Origin of the sequence: Pseudoalteromonas sp. JC28, assembly GCF_013319255.1 — a bacterium.
In the GTDB taxonomy this organism is placed as follows: Bacteria; Pseudomonadota; Gammaproteobacteria; order Enterobacterales; family Alteromonadaceae; genus Pseudoalteromonas.
In genome coordinates, this window is sequence record NZ_QOKX01000016.1 from 16716 (window position 1) to 35618 (window position 18903).

The 18903-nt window shown below is 42.6% G+C and carries 17 protein-coding genes; 15 read left to right on the forward strand and 2 right to left on the reverse strand.

Annotated features, from left to right (window positions below; translation table 11 throughout):
* Positions 1-11 precede the first annotated feature (11 nt).
* The 10 genes from DS891_RS23435 to DS891_RS23480 all read left to right on the forward strand — a co-directional run bounded on the left by DS891_RS23435 (position 12) and on the right by DS891_RS23480 (position 11299).
* Positions 12-1004 carry a TauD/TfdA family dioxygenase gene (locus tag DS891_RS23435; protein ID WP_010604448.1) on the forward strand — a complete coding sequence of 331 codons (993 nt, stop codon included), beginning with the start codon at positions 12-14 and terminating at the stop codon, positions 1002-1004.
* Positions 1005-1275: 271 nt separating this feature from the next.
* A complete protein-coding gene (locus DS891_RS23440; RefSeq protein WP_102056221.1) occupies positions 1276-2265 on the forward strand; it encodes a methyltransferase in 990 nt (329 codons plus the stop codon).
* Between the two features lie 21 nt (positions 2266-2286).
* Positions 2287-3117: an amidohydrolase family protein gene (locus DS891_RS23445; protein ID WP_174171068.1), complete on the forward strand. Its 831-nt coding sequence runs from the start codon at positions 2287-2289 to the stop codon at positions 3115-3117.
* 47 nt (positions 3118-3164) lie between these two features.
* A complete protein-coding gene (locus DS891_RS23450) occupies positions 3165-4736 on the forward strand; it encodes an NAD(P)-binding domain-containing protein (protein WP_102056222.1) in 1572 nt (523 codons plus the stop codon).
* A 608-nt stretch (positions 4737-5344) separates the two neighbouring features.
* Positions 5345-6934, forward strand: coding sequence for a peptide chain release factor 3 (gene prfC / locus DS891_RS23455; protein ID WP_010604443.1), 1590 nt, complete (start codon positions 5345-5347; stop codon positions 6932-6934).
* 24 nt (positions 6935-6958) lie between these two features.
* The gene (gene argS, locus DS891_RS23460; RefSeq protein ID WP_174171069.1) at positions 6959-8701 is read left to right on the forward strand and encodes an arginine--tRNA ligase; all 1743 of its coding nucleotides are present in this window, start codon (positions 6959-6961) and stop codon (positions 8699-8701) included.
* 67 nt (positions 8702-8768) lie between these two features.
* Positions 8769-9410: a pyridoxamine 5'-phosphate oxidase gene (gene pdxH / locus DS891_RS23465; protein ID WP_199539682.1), complete on the forward strand. Its 642-nt coding sequence runs from the start codon at positions 8769-8771 to the stop codon at positions 9408-9410.
* Positions 9376-10179: a TatD family hydrolase gene (locus DS891_RS23470; protein WP_174171070.1), complete on the forward strand. Its 804-nt coding sequence runs from the start codon at positions 9376-9378 to the stop codon at positions 10177-10179. Before pdxH ends, DS891_RS23470 begins: the two co-directional genes overlap by 35 nt.
* A gap of 245 nt (positions 10180-10424) precedes the next feature.
* Complete coding sequence (locus DS891_RS23475; protein WP_039494494.1) at positions 10425-10742, forward strand: hypothetical protein; 318 nt, start codon at positions 10425-10427, stop codon at positions 10740-10742.
* 2 nt (positions 10743-10744) lie between these two features.
* The gene (locus DS891_RS23480; protein ID WP_174171071.1) at positions 10745-11299 is read left to right on the forward strand and encodes a hypothetical protein; all 555 of its coding nucleotides are present in this window, start codon (positions 10745-10747) and stop codon (positions 11297-11299) included.
* 394 nt (positions 11300-11693) lie between these two features.
* Here the strand turns inward: DS891_RS23480 and DS891_RS23485 are convergent, their stop codons facing one another.
* Together DS891_RS23485 and DS891_RS23490 are read right to left on the reverse strand one after the other, a co-directional pair.
* On the reverse strand, positions 11694-12422 hold the full coding sequence (locus DS891_RS23485; protein ID WP_102056226.1) for a thioesterase II family protein: 729 nt from the start codon (positions 12420-12422) through the stop codon (positions 11694-11696).
* A 69-nt stretch (positions 12423-12491) separates the two neighbouring features.
* Positions 12492-13148, reverse strand: coding sequence for an AhpA/YtjB family protein (locus tag DS891_RS23490; RefSeq protein ID WP_174171072.1), 657 nt, complete (start codon positions 13146-13148; stop codon positions 12492-12494).
* Positions 13149-13243: 95 nt separating this feature from the next.
* On the opposite strand from DS891_RS23490, the gene serB reads away from it, so the two are divergent.
* From serB to DS891_RS23515, 5 genes are all read left to right on the forward strand, one after another.
* The gene (serB, locus tag DS891_RS23495; RefSeq protein ID WP_174171073.1) at positions 13244-14257 is read left to right on the forward strand and encodes a phosphoserine phosphatase SerB; all 1014 of its coding nucleotides are present in this window, start codon (positions 13244-13246) and stop codon (positions 14255-14257) included.
* 182 nt (positions 14258-14439) lie between these two features.
* Positions 14440-14691, forward strand: coding sequence for a helix-turn-helix domain-containing protein (locus DS891_RS23500; protein ID WP_010604437.1), 252 nt, complete (start codon positions 14440-14442; stop codon positions 14689-14691).
* A 6-nt stretch (positions 14692-14697) separates the two neighbouring features.
* Positions 14698-15096, forward strand: a complete 399-nt coding sequence (locus DS891_RS23505) for a hypothetical protein (RefSeq protein WP_174171074.1) — start codon at positions 14698-14700, stop codon at positions 15094-15096.
* 18 nt (positions 15097-15114) lie between these two features.
* A complete protein-coding gene (locus DS891_RS23510; RefSeq protein WP_174171075.1) occupies positions 15115-15735 on the forward strand; it encodes a hypothetical protein in 621 nt (206 codons plus the stop codon).
* A 2502-nt stretch (positions 15736-18237) separates the two neighbouring features.
* Positions 18238-18903 (forward strand): phage late control D family protein (locus DS891_RS23515; RefSeq protein ID WP_174171076.1); only part of this gene is annotated, 666 nt, incomplete at its 3' end.

Genomic DNA, 18903 nt, shown 5'->3' on the forward strand with positions numbered 1-18903 from the left:
AGGAGAGAGTAATGGTAGATACAATAATAGATGGTGCTGATATTAAGTCATTCGCGACGTTGATTGAGTCCAACTTAACGCCGTCCTCGGTCACTAACCCTACTTTTTTGTCCGGTATCGCAATAGCAGATCCCGTTTTATGGGCAAGTACAAATCGGGAAGCTATTTTAGATTTATTGCAACGCGATGCTGCACTGGTTTTTAGAGACTTCTCATTACCAACTCCTGAGCACTTTGAAGCATTTGCCGCAGCCATTTGTCCTGACCTTTACGGTAACTATGGCGATTTACCGAAAAAAGAGGTTGGTAAGAAAATATACAAGTCCACACCATACCCTAATAACATGAAAATACTTTTCCATAATGAAAGTTCCAATACTGGGGTTTGGCCAACAAAACAATTCTTTTTTTGTGAACAGCCAGCGGCTGTCGGAGGGGCAACGCCATTAGTGGATTGTCGTGCTGTATACAAGGCTTTACCGGAGCATATCAAGCAGGATTTTTCAGCAAAGGGATTGAAATATACGCGTAACTTCTCTGCTGGGTTCGATGTGTCTTGGCAGGACTATTTCAAAACAGACAGCCTTGATGAAGTCAAAACTATTTGTGAACGGCTAGGGTTAACATTTAGTCACGACGCAGACGATACGATAACTACAGAGTTCACAACGGCTGGCGTACTGGTCTTATCTCCAGAAGAAGTAAGCTTTTTCAACCAAGTGCAACTACATCACCCATTTTGTCTAGAACCTCAGGTGAGGGCCGTTTTGCTTGAGTTGTTGGGGCAAGATCGATTACCACGAAATGTTACATTTGCAGACGGGAGTGTTATTTCTGATGAAACAATGCAGCTGATTGCAGAGGCCTATGAATCCTGCGCTGTGCGGTTTACGTGGCAACAAGGAGATGTCGTAATGGTTGATAACCGCATTATTGCGCATGGTCGAGATGAATTCGACGGCAATAGAAAAGTTGTAGTGGCGATGGCAGATATGAAAAATTGAACCATTTTGTATCATTTGTAAATTATTTATTTACTTGAAATTAATTAAATTAACATGTTAACCTGTTCGCAAAGTGTTCAGTTTTGGTCACTATTGACACATTTTTAATCATGATTGAACAGCTAAACGCTGAAAGTCAGGCGAGTGTTTTCTGCCCCTCCTTGCTTTCAAGCTATGTAGCCAAGTACTTGATGTAACGACTTCTCTTTACTGCAGTTCAAGTATTCCTAGCGAATTAATTACAAGTACTGTCTATAGGTAGGCAAGGAAAATGAAAGAATTGTATAGTCTTGAGGAGTACGACAAGCATTTATATGGTTATGTCGTTACTGAATTACTTGCTCTGTGTTTTAAATACAACATATTTGAACGGTTAGTTCAGGCACCAGGAACAAATATCGGCCAGCTAGCGCAAGAGCTGAACCTAGCACCTGAAGCTCTGCATCGAATGTTATTGACGCTTAATGCACTAGATATTCTCACGGAACGTGGTGATGGCTTCGCTGTTGAGGATTATTATCTTCCCTTCTTCGATAAAACCCACATACGTTATTTAGGAAACTTCACTCAATTTGTATGCGATCAAGGTCGCAAGTCCATATTTAAATTAGAAAACCTTTTGACTGGTGAGGAAAAACCTCGCTCGCCTTATGATGATATATACAGCCAAGACAAAAGCTATAGTTTTGCTGCTGCGATGTGGGAGCTGAGTCACTGCTCAGGCCAACCCTTAATCTCATTTTTACCTGACGCACTCGGAGATGTTGTTGACGTTGGTGGTGGTGCAGGTGCAGTAGCCAGTATGCTGATCGCTGCAAACAAGGCACAAAGCGTTACAGTATTTGACCTTCCTGAGGTTGCTTCTGAGTTTGATAGGTATTGTAATGATAATCCCCTTTTTCACCGCATTCGATTTAAAGCTGGCAGCTTTTTTGAAGACTCGATACCTAATGGCAATAACTATTTGCTGAGCAACGTTTTATCTAATTGGAATGAGAATTCATCAGTAGCCATCCTCACTAAAATTCACGCTCAGTTGGCCGCCGGAAATGGCGGTAAAGTATTCATTTTGGAAAGACTTTTTGATGTTGCTGGAAGTCGCTATTCAACTGCTGTAATGCACTTAAACATGATGCTCCATACCGAAGGCGCACATCGTAGCTTTGAGCAGTATAAATCTCTTTTACACCAGGCGGGTTTCTCTTGTGTAGAGCTGATAGAAACAGGGACTGACAGGCATATCGTAACCGGTAGTTTATAAAAAAATACAAAAGGAAATACCATGAATAATATTATCGACTTTCATATCCATGCGGGTGATTTCCCGCAACTGCGTGAAGACATCCAAGATTTAATACAAAAAATTCCGTTAGAAGATGGGGCTGATGTTAAGAAGCTATTTTCAAATGGTGAGGCAATGTCTGCCTACCTTCAAAACGCGGGTGTAAGCACAGGGATTATTCTGGCTGAATGTGGGCCGGGTACAAACTATTCTATTACCAGTGAAATGATCGCTAACCGTTGTAAAGATAACAATAGTTTAGTGCCTTTTGGTAGTGTTAATCCTAATTATCACAAGGATCCGATAGCTGAATTTCATAAAAGTATAGAGGCTGGAGTCAGAGGGTTTAAATTCTATCCTGCTGATCATGGTTTTGATGCATTAAGTAGTGACATGATGGAAATTTATAAACTCTGTGAACAGCATGGAGTGGTGATCATGTTTCATACCGGGTTTACGGCTCAAAAAGATACAGAACAAATGTACTGTAACCCCGCGGACTTTATTCCTATTTTTGAGGCATGTCCTGAGTTGGCAGTCGTATTGTGCCATGCAGGTAAGCCGCACTGGTACAAAGAATCTGTTGAAGTAATTACTAAGTACCCAAATGCATTTATTGATACTGCGTTAGTACCAATCGATGTGGTGACTGAGTTGGTTCGTAGTAACCCCAAAGTAGTAGACAAAGTTTTATTTGGCTCAGACTGGCCTGTATGTGGCAATTATGAGGCATTAGTTGAGCGCTATTTACACTCTGGATTGAGTGAAGTGCAACTGCAAAAAATAATGCGTACCAATGCATTAAGTCTGCTCACTCGTAGAGATTTTTAAGCATCACTGCTTGGACTCAACCGTCATCAAAAATTTGGAGTTTAACCGTGAATAGTACTGAACATAACACGCAACATATCGACCATATTATCATTGGGGCCGGACCTGCAGGGGTACAATTAGGATATTACTTTGAGCGTGACCAAAAAGACTACCTCATCTTGGAAGCCGGTGAGCAACCGGGGAATTTTTATAAAAAGTTTCCGAGGCATCGTAAGTTAATTTCAATAAATAAGCGATTTACTGGGAGCGACAATCCTGAATTCAATATGAGGCATGACTGGAATTCATTGTTGTCTGATGATTATTCTTTGTTATTTAAAGATTATGATAAGGAGTTTTTTCCTCAGGCAGACAGCTTAGTTACGTATATGCAAGATTATGTAAATCACTTTGACATTAAAGTGAGATGTAACACTCGAGTTGTTAATATAGATAAGGAAGGTGCACTATATAGGCTAACAGATCAAAATGGGAACGTTTTTCTTGCTAAGAAGTTAATCGTTGCAAGTGGCTTTTTGAAACCACATATCCCACAGATTAAAGGAATTGAGTTAGCTGAAAACTATACTGAGATGTCAATTGACACAAAGGATTATGAAAACCAAACAGTACTAGTGATTGGTAAAGGTAACTCAGCCTTTGAAACTGCCGATCACTTAGTTTCCTCAGCAGCCATCATCCACCTTTGTAGTCCTAATTCTGTAAATTTTGCATGGAAAACACACTATGTAGGTCATTTGAGAGCGGTGAATAACAACGTGCTTGATACCTATCAACTCAAATCGCAAAATGCAGTCTTGGACGCAGAGATTATGTCGATTGAATGCGTAAATCAACGCTTTAAAGTATTATTTAAATACAAGCATGCTGAAGGGGAGCTAGAAGAACTATGGTATGACAAAGTACTTTGTTGTACTGGGTTTGCTATTGATACTAGTTTGTTTAGTGAAGAGACGAAGCCAGAGCTCACAATCAAAGATAAGTATCCAAAATTAAATAACGATTTTGAATCGGTTAATCAAAAAAATATGTATTTTGCGGGTACTTTGACCCATTCGTTAGATTATAAAATGGCGACATCAGGATTTATTCACGGGTTTAGATATAATAGTCGAGCATTGAATACGATATTAAACAAAAAGCAGGGCGAGCATTACCCTGAAGTTACCTGTAACAACGAAGATGTTGCTCAACTCGTGCTTGATCAGGTTAATGAGTCCGGTGCTATGTGGCAGCAGCCTGGATTTATAGGTGATTATTTTTACCCAGATGGTGACAAAGTACATTATGGTTTTTCTTTACCCATAAATCATGTGCTTGAATCTTTAGCAAAAGAGAAAAGACAGTTTTTCACCGTAACACTAGAATATGGTATAGATGCGGACTTTGACCCGTTTACTGCCAACCGGATCCATAGAGAAAATGTCGCGGCTTCAGATCACAGCCAATTTCTTCATCCAATAATTAGAGAGTATCAAGGGACGGAGCTAGTTTCTGAACACCACGTTATTGAGGATCTATTGGCTATTTGGAAAGAAGATATTCACTTACACCCACTACAATCTTTTATCAATGAAGCAATTCGTTTAGTACAAAAAACTGAAGAGTTGGCCTAATCCCCTATGAAACAGCCCCAAAGCAAGTGTTTCGGGGCTGCTTTCTTTTTGAGTCCTGCAAAACAAATTTTCCCCATGCGTTGTATTCCATCACCTTTTAAGGTGTCGATTAAAATGTTGGTACGAGCGCCAGTTGAGCTGTGCTGTTTAATACCAATTTGTCTTACTATTTGCTCAATTTGAAGAATCAAATCTGATGCTAACTGCGTTAAATATTTCTCATTTATTTGGAACTACTAAAGGGCAAGGTTATTGCCTTACTCATATGGACATAGGTAGCTTGTCGCTAGTAAGGAACGGGAGTTGAGCTCCTAACTTTACACAAATATTTCGCTATGTTGTTTAACCAAAAAAGGTAAGTGACGGTTTCAATAGCAAGGTTGGTGTACAATAAGCGTAAATAGCCTTTCTGCTAGAAAGGCATTAATTATCCGAAGTTCAGGTTAAATAGTACGCGATTCGGCAAACATTGATTGTTTATAAAGTCAAGATCAGCGAAAATAGCGGCCAACTACGATTAACATGACGGATTTGACAAGCGAAGGGCAAGAAAGAGCGTGCTTCCGAAAATATGTACAAATCCGTGTACAAACTAAAAGAATTTATACATGGCTACCCAAGATTTTCTTAATGAAATCAATAAGCGAAGGACCTTTGCAATTATCTCGCACCCGGATGCGGGTAAAACCACTATCACCGAAAAAGTACTCTTATTCGGGAAGGCGTTACAAAAAGCCGGTACGGTTAAAGGCCGTGGCTCAAATCAACACGCTAAATCAGACTGGATGGAAATGGAAAAAGAGCGTGGTATCTCGGTAACAACTTCCGTGATGCAGTTTCCATACAATGATGCTTTGGTGAACCTACTTGATACCCCAGGACACGAAGATTTCTCTGAAGATACTTATCGTACGTTAACCGCGGTTGACTCATGCTTGATGGTGATTGATGCAGCAAAAGGTGTAGAAGATCGTACTCGTAAACTAATGGAAGTAACACGATTACGTGACACGCCAATCGTTACCTTTATGAACAAATTGGACCGTGATATTCGTGACCCAATGGAGCTACTTGATGAAGTCGAAACCGAGCTCAACATCATGTGTGCACCGGTTACTTGGCCAATTGGCTGTGGTAAAGAATTTAAAGGCGTTTACCACATCCATCGTGACGAAACGATTTTGTACCAAACAGGCCAAGGTCACACGATTCAAGATAAACGCATTATCAAAGGACTAGATAACAGCGAGCTTGACGCCGCTGTGGGTGAAAGCTTAGCTGAGCAACTACGTGAAGAGCTTGAGTTGGTAATTGGAGCCTCACACGAGTTTGACCGTGAGTTGTTTTTAACTGGCGAATTAACTCCTGTGTTCTTTGGTACGGCACTTGGTAACTTTGGCGTTGACCATATGCTTGATGGATTAACTGAGTGGGCACCAAAACCACTACCACGCCAAACCGATGACCGTGAAGTAACAGCCGACGAAGAAAAGTTCTCTGGTTTCGTGTTTAAAATCCAAGCAAACATGGATCCAAAACACCGCGACCGTATTGCCTTTATGCGTATTGTTTCTGGCAAATATAGCCAGGGCATGAAGATGAACCATGTGCGTCTTGGTAAACAAGTCAGTATTGCAGATGCGGTAACCTTTATGGCCGGTGATCGTGAACGCGCTCAAGAAGCGTTTGCGGGTGATATTATCGGTCTACACAACCATGGTACGATCCAAATCGGTGATACCTTCACACAAGGTGAAACGCTTAAATTTAGCGGTATTCCAAACTTTGCGCCTGAGCTATTCCGTCGCATTCGTCTAAAAGATCCACTCAAGCAAAAGCAACTTTTAAAAGGTTTGGTACAACTTTCTGAAGAAGGTGCGGTACAGGTATTTAGGCCGCTTATCAACAACGACCTGATCGTAGGTGCGGTCGGTGTGCTGCAGTTTGATGTGGTTGTGGCGCGTTTAAAGTCTGAATACAACGTGGATGCGATTTACGAGAGTATAACGGTTCAGACCGCACGCTGGGTAAGCTGTGATGACGAGAAGAAAATGGCTGAATTCCGCCGTAAGTGTGAGCAAAACTTGGCACTAGATGGTGGTGATAACCTAACTTACATCGCACCAAGTCGCGTAAACCTGAATTTATCTATGGAACGTTACCCTGACGTGAAGTTCCATGAAACTCGTGAACACTAATCGCTGCGCATTAAAGGAAAACAGATGAACATCAAAAGTATTTTAATTGAAAAAGCCAATGCAGCGATGCAAGCGGCTGGTATCCCTGAAGGTACAAACCCAGCGGTAACACAAAGCACGCGTCCTCAGTTTGGTGATTACCAAATTAACGGTGCGATGGGGGCTGCCAAAGCACTAAAAACCAATCCAAGGGAGTTGGCGCAGAAGATCATCGACAACCTAGATGTTGCTGATCTTGCAGAAAAAACGGAAATCGCAGGCCCAGGTTTTATTAATATTCACCTCAAGCCTGAGTTTTTAGCCACAAGCCTAGAGGCGGCAAATACGGATGCCAAGCTAGGTGTTGCTGAACATGCTACGCCTCACAAAGTCGTGGTAGATTTTTCTTCGCCAAACCTTGCTAAAGAGATGCACGTAGGTCACCTGCGCTCAACTATCATTGGTGATGCTGTTGTACGTGCCCTTGAGTTCCGTGGTGATACCGTTATTCGCCAAAACCACATGGGCGACTGGGGTACCCAGTTTGGTATGTTGATAGCACACCTTGAAGATTTGCTAAACCAAGGTGTTGACCTTGAAAATGTCGCACTTGCGGATCTTGAAAGCTTTTATCGTGATGCGAAAAAGCGCTTTGATGACGAAGCCGGTTTTGCCGATAAAGCCCGTGATTACGTAGTCAAACTTCAAAGCGGTGATGCGCATTGTAAGAAGCTATGGCAAATGTTTATCGACACCTCAGTTAAACATTCTGAAGAAGTATACGGCAAGTTAAATGTGACGCTTACGCGTGATAATATCATGGCAGAAAGTGCCTACAATGACCGTCTTGCCGGTGTAATTGAGCTATTAAAAGAGAAAGGCATTGCGGTTGAAGATCAGGGCGCTCAAGTCGTATTCCTTGACGAATTGGCAAATAAAGACGGTGAACCTTCCGTATTTATCGTGCAAAAATCAGGTGGTGGTTTCTTATATTCAACGACGGATTTAGCCGCCTGTGATTACCGCTCAAATGAGCTAGATGTTGACCGTATCCTAATTTTTGTTGATGCGCGTCAGGGCTTACACTTCAACCAAGTTGAGATCACAGCACGTAAAGCGGGTCTTTTAAAAGACAAAACCAGCTACGAGCCGAGCCTGTTCGGTACAATGATGGGTAACGACGGCAAACCGTTTAAAACTCGTACTGGCGGCACGGTGAAGCTATCAGACTTACTTGACGAAGCGGTGAGCCGTGCGACAGAAAAACTTGCTGACAGAGCTTCTGACTTATCTGATGAAGCACGCCAAGAAATCGCGCGTAAAGTGGGTATTGGTGCAGTGAAGTACGCCGATCTGTCAAAGCACAGAACCAGCGATTATATCTTTAACTGGGATACGATGCTGAGCTTTGAAGGGGCGACAGCGCCATATTTGCAGTACGCCTATACCCGTGTGCGTAGTATTTTCCGCAAAGCAAACATGGATAGCGCTAGCCTAACTGGTCGCATTCAAATTCAAGCACCACAGGAAAAGGCACTTGCACTCAAACTGCTGCAATTGGAAGAAGTACTTGATCTGATGATCAGCGAAGCAACGCCACACGTATTATGTAGTTATTTATATGAGCTCGCGAGCTTGTATATGACATTCTATGAAGCGTGCCCAATTTTGAAAGATGATGTAGCTGCAGACGTCCGTGAAAGTCGTCTCTTGTTATGTAATCTGGTTGCTAACTCACTGAAAACCGGTCTAGATTTGCTTGGTATCGAAGTGATGGAGCAAATGTAAGTTAGTTTTAACTTGCATTAAGGTATACTAGAAGCCGCTTTATAGCGGCTTTTTTGTAAAGGAAATAGTGATGAAACTTGAAGACATTCGCAGAGAATATACCAAAGACGGTTTACGTCGTGAGATGCTAAAAGACACACCCGTTGAGCAGTTTGAAACCTGGCTACAGCAGGCGATTGATGCCAAGTTTACCGACCCAACAGCGATGGTCGTCGCGACGGTTGACGAGCACGGCCAGCCGTCTCAACGCATTGTTTTACTTAAGCATGTAGACCAGCACGGTTTTGTTTTCTTTACCAATACCGGTTCACGCAAAGCGCAAGAACTAAAGCAAAACAACAAGATATGCTTGCACTTCCCGTGGCATGAAATTGAGCGTCAGGTTATCGTGTATGGTGAAGCAGTCCCGTTACCAACCAGTCGCGTTGCCAAGTATTTCTTATCACGACCAAAAGAAAGTCAGCTTGCAGCGTGGGCGTCTCAGCAATCGCGCCCCGTGTCATCTCGCCAAGCCTTGATGCAAACCTTTAGTAGCATGAAAGACAAGTTCGCTAAAGGCGAAATTCCACTACCTGATTTTTGGGGCGGTTATTGCGTGGAGCCCACTAAAGTTGAGTTTTGGCAAGGTGGAGAGCACCGTCTTCATGACCGCTTTATGTATGTGAAGCAAGCCGATGGCAGTTGGGAAATTGAGCGGCTCAACCCATAAATTCGCCTTTATAGATAGTCACTGTCACCTCGATTTCAGCGAGTTGGCAGATGACCTAGCTACCCATATCAAAGCTGCCCGCAGCAATGGTGTTGAACGCTTTGTGGTGCCTGGCGTTACCCTTAAGCAGTCTCTTGAGCTTGTTGATTTTCAAGCACATCATCCACAATGTGAAATCGCCGCGGGGTTACACCCTTATTTTATTGGCGAACATTGCGACGACGATATGACCGCGTTGGTAGAGTATGTAATACACAATCGTACCCAACTGTGTGCGATAGGAGAGTGCGGTATTGATACAACCTGCGATGCACTTGAGCGGCAAATTGCACTGTTTGAAGCGCATATCGCACTGAGTAATCAGGTAAAGCTTCCGCTAATCGTCCATCACCGTAAAAGTCATCACCTAATTGCTGCCGCGTTTAAACGTGTTAAGCCACAGTATGGCGGGGTGATCCACGCCTTTTCAGGTTCAAAACAGCAAGCTGAATATTATATCGCTCAGGGTTTTAAGCTAGGAGTAGGTGGCACAATCACCTATCCAAGAGGCGAAAAAACAGCGCAGGTAATATCACAGCTGCCGCTTGAAAGCCTAGTATTGGAAACCGATTCGCCGTCGATGCCGTTACATGGTTATCAGGGGAAGCCGAACTCTCCTAAGCGAGTCGTCCAAGTATTTGACAGGCTTTGTGAATATCGAAGCGAAACACCAAGCGAGCTTGCTTCAGCGCTCTATCGAAATGCTACACAGTTGTTCGGCTTGGGCTAAATTGATGATGTCGAGATAAATCTCGACCTACGAGTCAATATCACAAATGGGATATAAAACCATACCTATCAGCAATAGATAACCCGTGTAGGAGCCGGCTCACCCGGCGATCTTTTGGTATTTATTAAAGCTTCTATACATCTCATAGCTTGGAAGAATGATTTATACGTTAGTTGGTTATTCACCTTTTATTAATGTTTAAGAGCTTAATTTAAAACCTTCAATATTTCTCAAGGAATAGAAAAATGAATGATGAAACGAAAGTAAAAAATGCCATTAATGCATTTTATAAAGGTGCAGGTTTAAATTTATCTTTCAAAGGCAGCGTAAACGAAAATGTGGCACAGGTTTTTGGAGAGATGATCCAAGCAACTAAAAGTTGTACGACGGCTCTAAATTGGGTTCCTGAGCCGACAGGAGGCAAGGCAACTATCAAATGGATAGTAAAGAACTTTGCACAAAGCATTGTAAAGCAACTTAGCTCAGAACAATCTCTTACCTGTGCAAAAGAAGTTGTCAGAAATTACAGAACGAAAATGGAATTAGCTGCATTAGGGATTTAGTTATGTTTAAAATAATTTTACTTGCCGCGTTAATGTTCACCTCAAACTTGGTAATTGCGTCACAAACAGCGAACCCTTTTCCAAGTGCATCTTGTAGTAATAAGGTCCATATCAGAGTTGTTGATCTGATTTATTGTGTAGATAGCACGACACTATCAAAAATTAACTTTTTAGGGCTAAGTAACCAAACTGCGGTTATAACTAGCCAAGATCAAAATGAGTTGGCAATTGCGTTAAACCCACCGGAAATCTCACTTGGTGATATGCATAAAAAGTTGAATATGAGCGTAAACGAATTTTTTCATGCCCTGTATCATTCAGATCCTAAAGTAAAAAACATAGCAAAGCTTCGCTCGGCTTTTGACATAGACGAAAATAATCCGATGAGTGTGTACCAAAACGGCGATATTTTTGCTTTTGTCGTTATGGGAGAAAATCAAGACTACGATAGGGTTTACATTAATAAAAAAGGAAGCGATGTTATCTATCAGATAAGTGGTGAATTTAACCAACCTCAGTTAAATCGCATTCTCTCCTCGCTTATTTTGGATGTGTAGCATCGCTGTTCACCTTATAAAGTAGATGCCGGTTCACCCGGCGATCTTTTGGTTTTTACCGCGATAAAAAACCATACTTACCAGCAATAGAAAAGCAGTTGTAGGAGCCGGTTCACCCGGCGATCGTGATGCTTTTACCGCGATATAAAACCATACCTACCAGCAATAGAAAAACAAGTGTAGGAGCCGGTTCACCCGGCGATCTTGATGCTTTTACCGCGATATAAAACCATACCTACCAGCAATAGAAAAACAAGTGTAGGAGCCGGTTCACCCGGCGATCTTTACGCTGTTATCGCGATATAAAACCATACTTACCAGCAATAGAAAAGCAGGTGTAGGAGCCGGTTCACCCGGCGATCTTTATGCTCTCCCGGCATAACACCAACAATACTCAAGCCAATTGCTGATTAATAATTGAGATCATCTCATCAGCGTATTGGTGAATAAAAAAGTGCCCACCAGAAAACTCAGTCAGCTGATATGGTTGTGCTGTTAGCTCTTGCCATGCTGCGACATGTTCATTCAAGATCTCATCATCAACACCATGAAAAACATGGATAGGGATGGGTAAAGCTCGCTGCTCTGCGACATAGGTGTCTGCTATTTTGAAGTCGGCCCTAAGCAATGGTACCAGTAACTCCATTAGTTCTTTATTTTCAAGAATCTCTTTTGGCGTGCCATTTAAGTCACGGAGCTCGGCAATAAATTCATCATGTGGCAGACCGTGTAAATGGCGTTTAGTTGAGGTGCAATGCGGTGCACGACTCGCAGAAGCAAATATTTTACGTGGAGTAGGTAAGCCTGCGTCTAATAATTGAAAAGCAAGCTCATATGAAATGCGACTACCAAGACTATGTCCAAAAAACGCGAAAGGCTTACTGGTCATATAGTCTTGGTGTACCATGAGTTCAGAGATAATATCCGGCATGTTGTCTATTGCTGGCTCTACCAGTCGAGCCCCTCTCCCCGGAAGCTGCACAAAAACGAGCTCAACACATTCACTTGCCTTTTCGATCCATGGCGTAAATATTGCTGGGGAGCCACCCGCGTAGGGAAAGCAAAATAGTCGCAACTCAGCGTTTGGATTGGGTTTTGGGGTAATAAAAAGTTTACTATTCATATCCTTTGTTGTTCGATTTTATTTTAGGTTAACTATTATGTTATCAACTTTATTACAATGCTAACAGCTTTACCCCTGCTCTAATTCTTCTGCCCGTTTTTCAGGCGCAGGAAGCATCTTTACTTTCTTGCGAATTTTGCGTTTTACTTCCCAGCGTTTTAATGCTCGACCTATTTGCCATGTGAATACCATCGTAATCACCAGCATCAGTAAAACGACTCGTCCAAGTTCGTGGAAATGAGAGTGGCTTTGTGACATAGCAGCTTCTGTCAAATAGACCATATTGACGAACCCAAGAGGCTGTCCGGTTGGCGTATATACTGGTTCAGAAATAATGCTTTTGGTTTTACTCAGTCCCGGTAAGGTTTGAGGTAGCTGCTGATAATCTGTGGGTGAGGAATTACCGTCGTTGCCAACAACAAAGCGTCCTTGATAATCATAAATTGCGACTTGAAGCACAAAGTCATCGCTAGCGAGGTGATTTGCCAGTGCGCTGAGCCTTGGCGTATCACTGCGAGAGAGGGGCAATACCACATTTTTTGCGAGCTGCTTGGTGAGACTTCTTGCGGTAAGGTCTGCGCCATTATGGAGCAAGCGATGAGATTCAAAACTGGTATTAAACGCAAGCCAAGTCACCATAATTAAACACGTCGCGGCGATGCACAGGCGAAATAATCTACGCCCTCTGGTCGAGTTTAACACTTCTAATACATGTAAATTTTTCATATTTATCGCATATTGCCCGCTTTTGCTAAGGTCCAGTGCTGACAGCTTAGCGCAATCATGTTAAAAATCGGCTTAACGCTATCAAGGAGCAACTTATGTCGTCAATCATTCAATTCGCTAATCGTGAACTAAACACACCAATTCAGGAACATATGGCGCTGGATCATTGGTATAGTTGCCAAGGTAACACAAGCCTCACACAAGTAAATCAATTACCTGAGACGACAACTCAATCAATATGCTTTTTTGGCCCAAATATACAATTGCAACACCTTCTGGAAGTTGAGAAATTTCTTCGAACATTTGCTATCGAGCAAACTTATTTTACGGCATATCAACCTCATGAACAGCTCCCGGTTGCATTGGGTATGCGTTTTAACGCATCGCAATTGCCGAGCAAGGCTGAAGTAAGAGATTTTGCAAAAAGCATTAATGCGCAAGGTGCGATTATAACGCAAGCACCTACTTTAGAAGAACCGGGGCTACTTGTGATGGATATGGACTCCACCGCAATTCAAATTGAATGTATTGACGAAATTGCTCGATTGGCCGACCGATATGATGAAGTGGCTTCTGTCACCGCACAGGCGATGGCGGGGGCACTCTCTTTTTCTGAAAGTCTACACCGCCGCGTTGCATCACTCTCTGGCGTACCATTATCACAAATTCAATCATTAAAAGAAAACTTACCGCTAATGCCCGGTATAGAGCTGTTGTGTCAGGCGCTCAAGCAGCATCACTGGCACCTTGCCATCGCCTCGGGTGGCTTTACATGGTTTGCAGAATCATTGACAGAGCCACTCCAGCTAGACGCTGTATTTGCCAATACCCTAGAGGTGGAAAACGCGCACCTCACCGGCAAAGTGCTAGGAGATATCGTAGATGCCGACAAAAAGGCGGAAGTGCTTGGTCAACTCGCAACTCAGTATGCGATCCCAATGACTCAAACCGTTGCCATTGGTGATGGCGCAAATGACTTAGTGATGATGGCAAACGCCCAGCTAGGTGTGGCAATCCATGGTAAGCCAAAAGTGGTAGAAAGTGCCGACGCGGCTATTTGTGAAGGATCTTTGTTACAACTGTTATATTTGCTAGGTGTGCCGAAATAATATACGCTTTGTTACTTAACGAAAAACATAGCTCAAAAATGTTGCGCTTTTGTTTCTTTTTGTTACTATTTCCCGTTAATGGGTTCGGAGTTGGCGGAGAAGCAAAGCGTGTAAAGTAAGACTCGTTTACTGCTTCTTTAACATTCGTATAGTAACGATATTATGTTAAGGATATAACTGCGTTGTTTTTCTTTAAAAATAGCATTTCAGGGGATGACCTTCGCGCACTTAGAAAACGAAAGGGAGTCACCATGCAACAAATGGCAGATAAAATTGGTGTGTCTCTCAGGACGATAGAAAATTGGGAAACCGGTGTCGGACAACCAAGAATTAACCAATTTTTAGAAATATGTATTTATTGTTCGGTTGATATCAAAGGGCTTATCACTCAAATTAAGCAGAGTGAGAAAGAGCAAGAAGATATAAAAAAATAGAGATTAATGATGAAGAATTTGATGTCGGAATTTATCGCTCGTTTTTTAAGTATTGACTCAAAAAAAGATAATGAAGCTCTCCAAGGTTTGCTGCTTAATATAGACGCAAAACAAGTTTCTGGAGGAAGTGGTACAGAAAATGAAAAACGTCCTAAAAAAGAAATTATAGTCGCTAGCAAACTGATAAAACAGCGAGACGCAAATACACTAGTTAATCTCGTTAGAGGAGGGAGTGGCACTTATAATGGTGTTGAGCCTAGAGGGGCTAGTATTGACTCTAGCGTTAAGCCACAAACAGAAGTTGTTTTGACTAATCTTCAAGCCAAGATTGTTAATGGAGGTGGTAGTGGCACGGATACTGCTGACAAGCCCAGAGAAGCCAATAACGATTCAGGTAACGGTTAGGTCAAATTAGGTTAAGGTATGAAATATTTATTAGCGCTGCTTTTTATTCCATTTAGCATATTTTATTTTAACTCTGAATTGGATCAAGTAGTAATGCTTACTGCAATTGCTTTTATAGGTGCCGTTTACTATTCAGATGTTAATATTCGCCATATATGCTTTATACTGTTTTTTACACGTGTTGTTGGTTTTGCGATCATATATTTTAACTTATTTTCATTAAATGATGATTCTCTCTACCTCTGGAAAAATAACCGCATATTTTTGATACATCTATTAATAGATATAACTTCATTTCTACTAATAGCTTTCCGTCCAATGCTTTCTCGAAACTGGTTGGCGAAAAAAGGCAAAGAAACCAAAGAAGTCTTAATGACTAACGCAGATATGGCATTGATGACATTGTTCTTGTTATTTATTGGCGTTGATTCTTTAGCTCTTGTGGAAAATCTGATTCGAAACCTAGACTATTTAGGAGTAAATGAAGAGTTTGCCAAGCAGTTTTGGGGTTGGGATTGGGTATTTTATAATTACTCTTCAATGAAGAGTATTCTGTTAGGTCTTGAACTGTTGGCTGTCTTATCAATTACAACTAAAGTGGCGAGACAAAACTTTTCTCGAAAAAAAGCTGCTGCTTAGTGGCGTATGCTTAAAATAGTCAGGCTTTAAAACTTCAAATTGAAGCCTGACTTACTTCTTTTTACTACTAGTTCTAGTCGTTATCTACGCGACAATTCTTAAGTCGATACGAGCCAAGGAGGGATGCTTGATATGTCCTCCTGACGGATTTCGACGTCCATCCATAGACTACGACGACCTTTTCTTTTGCCCAAAGAATCGTTGCGCAAAAGAAAAGGCACTTCTTCTTCACCTGAAAAGCATACTTCTCGGCGGGTGAACCGCCTCCCACAAAACTATTTACACTGTGAGCTTGGAGGCTACGCTGATAGTTTTTGCAATGCTTTAAAGCAGCTTAATCGCTAAAATCGTAGACGATCTCACAAGCAACGTATTCCCCCTCCATCACACCCGAAAAGCATAAGTTGATATGCAATGTGCCGACAGGATGTCGGCCAAGTCTTGTCTGGTACAGGGACGTGCCTTACAAGACGGTTGCACTATATCGGCTTAGGGTTTGAGGATTGAGTGTGATGCTGGGGCGACGTTTTCTTGGTTCGTTCTTTTTCGTCGTTTAAAAAGAATGAACGAGGAGCGCATGGATGCGCTTTGATACGAGCCATGGAGGGTAAGGCTAATATGTCCTCCTGACGGATTTCGACGCCCATCCATGGGCTACGACTATCTTTTCTTTGCTTGCCCAAAGAAAAGGTAGCAAAAGAAAAGGCACTCCCAACATCACACTGACTCCTCAAGTAAATTACCAATATGAACGTCACCGCGGTGTAAGGGCCATCCTTGGCCCTGTCACCGCTTTTCACGCATCCATGCGTTGAAATGACTCATTGGCAATTTACTTTCGGGTGTGATGAGGGAGACACAAGGCGCTGATAAATTCTTGTGGTGCTTGCAAGCAACTATGTTTCTGATAGCTTTGCGGACAGCTAACAGACAACTTATTCCCCCTCCATCACACCCGAAAAGCGTAAGCTGATATGCAATGTGCCGACAGGATGTCGGCCAAGTCTTGTCTGGCATCATGGACGTGCCTTACAAGACGGTTGCACTATATCGGCTTAGGATTTGAGGATTGAGTGTGATGCTGGGGCGACGTTTTCTTGGTTCGTTCTTTTTCGTCGTTTAAAAAGAATGAACGAGAAGCGCATGGATGCGCTTTGATACGTACCATGGAAGGTGACTTTTCCAAAAGACTCGAGACGATGAGTTAAGTCAGCCCGTCCTCCTGACAGGTTTCGACGCCCATCCATGGGCTATGACATACTTTTCTTTGATGCCCAAAGAATCGTTGCGCAAAAGAAAAGGCACTTCTTCTTCACCTGAAAAGCATACTTCTCGGCGGGTGAACCGCCTCCCACAAAACTATTTACACTGTGAGCTTGGAGGCTACGCTGATAGTTTTTGCAATGCTTTAAAGCAGCTTAATCGCTAAAATCGTAGACGATCTCACAAGCAACGTATTCCCCCTCCATCACACCCGAAAAGCGTAAGCTGATATGCAATGTGCCGACAGGATGTCGGCCAAGCCTTGTCTGGCACAGGGACGTGCCTTACAAGACGGTTGCACTATATCGGCTTAGGATTTGAGGATTAAGTGTGATGCTGGGGCGACGTTTTCTTGGTTCGTTCTTTTTCGTCGTTTAAAAAGAATGAACGAGGAGCGCATGGATGCGCTTTGATATTAAACATGGAGGTTTATGTTGCTAACGACTGGTAGCTCGAAATTTACCGTAAAGTCAGCCCGTCCTCCTGACGGATTTCGACGCCCATCCATGGGCTACGACATACTTTTCTTTGATGCCCAAAGAACAAGTAAGCAAAAGAAAGGGCACTCCCAACATCACACTGACTCCTCAAGTAAATTGCCAATATGAACGTCACCGCGGTGTAAGGGCCATCCTTGGCCCTGTCACCGCTTTTCACGCATCCATGCGTTGAAATGACTCATTGGCAATTTACTTTCAGGTGTGATGAGGGAGATACAAGGCGCTGATAGTTTTGTTTGGTGCTTGCAAGCAACTATGTTTCTGATGGCTTTGTGGACAGCTAACAGACAACTTATTTCCCCCTTCATCACACCCGAAAAGCGTAAGCTGATATGCAATGTGCCGACAGGATGTCGGCCAAGTCTTGTCAGGCACAGGGACGTACCTTACAAGACGGTTGCACTATATCGGCTTAGGATTTGAGGATTAAGTGTAATGCTGGGGCGACGTTTTCTTGGTTCGTTCTTTTTCGTCGTTTAAAAAGAATGAACGAGGAGCGCATGGATGCGCTTTGATATCTGCCAAGGAGGGCAAGCTGACACCGTTTTATTTGGCTTGAGATTTAAAAACCACCCGTTATGCCAAAAGATAAGCATTCGAATGCTGAATAAAAAAATGAGTTAAAAATGCTTGCCTTTTATGTAACAATAGCGCGCAAATAAGAACCAATCGCAGCACACTAGGAAGTCGTACTGCGTATTGGTGGAACGGCTTTAACCAACAACAGTGGACATAAAAAATGCAAACAAGGATTGTGGTGTATGGTACTAACCATCCTGTACATGTCGTCGATTTTGAACTCACGACCTGTATCAATAGCGGCTTTTTACTCAAAGCGAACCTAGAATCCCAATTTGACCTGGCTGGTGAGTTACTCGTCGGCAATATGCTCACGTTTGAAATTGAGTCACCAGATGCAATATCAACATATTTCACTGGGACTTTGTTTGATATCCAATCTGGTTTTGTGTCTGAGCACACCTGTGGTGCAGAGGTGGTCTTAAAGCCTCGCCTTGAGTTACTTAAGCAAACAGAAAAAAGCCAAATCTTTGTACAAGCCAATATCCAGGCTGTCCTCAATAAGTTGATACAAAAAGCGGGCTATTCACAAGACCGGATAAAATGGCGAGTCACTAAAGATTTACCCACGCTACCGCAGTGCGTACAAGCACTAGAAAACGACTACACCTTTTTCACCCGACTCTTAGCAAAGTACGGCTTAATTTATTGGTTTGAATGCCATGATTTTATTGAGTCGATAGTGATTGCCGAGGGGAATCTTGCAAGCCCCTATATTGAGCGAGGCTTGCTGTCGGTAACGGATAAAGATGGTCTGGTGCACGAACATGAAACCGGCTTTGTTGGGTTTACGCAGTGCCAAAGCCGCCATCGTTTTAGAATGGGT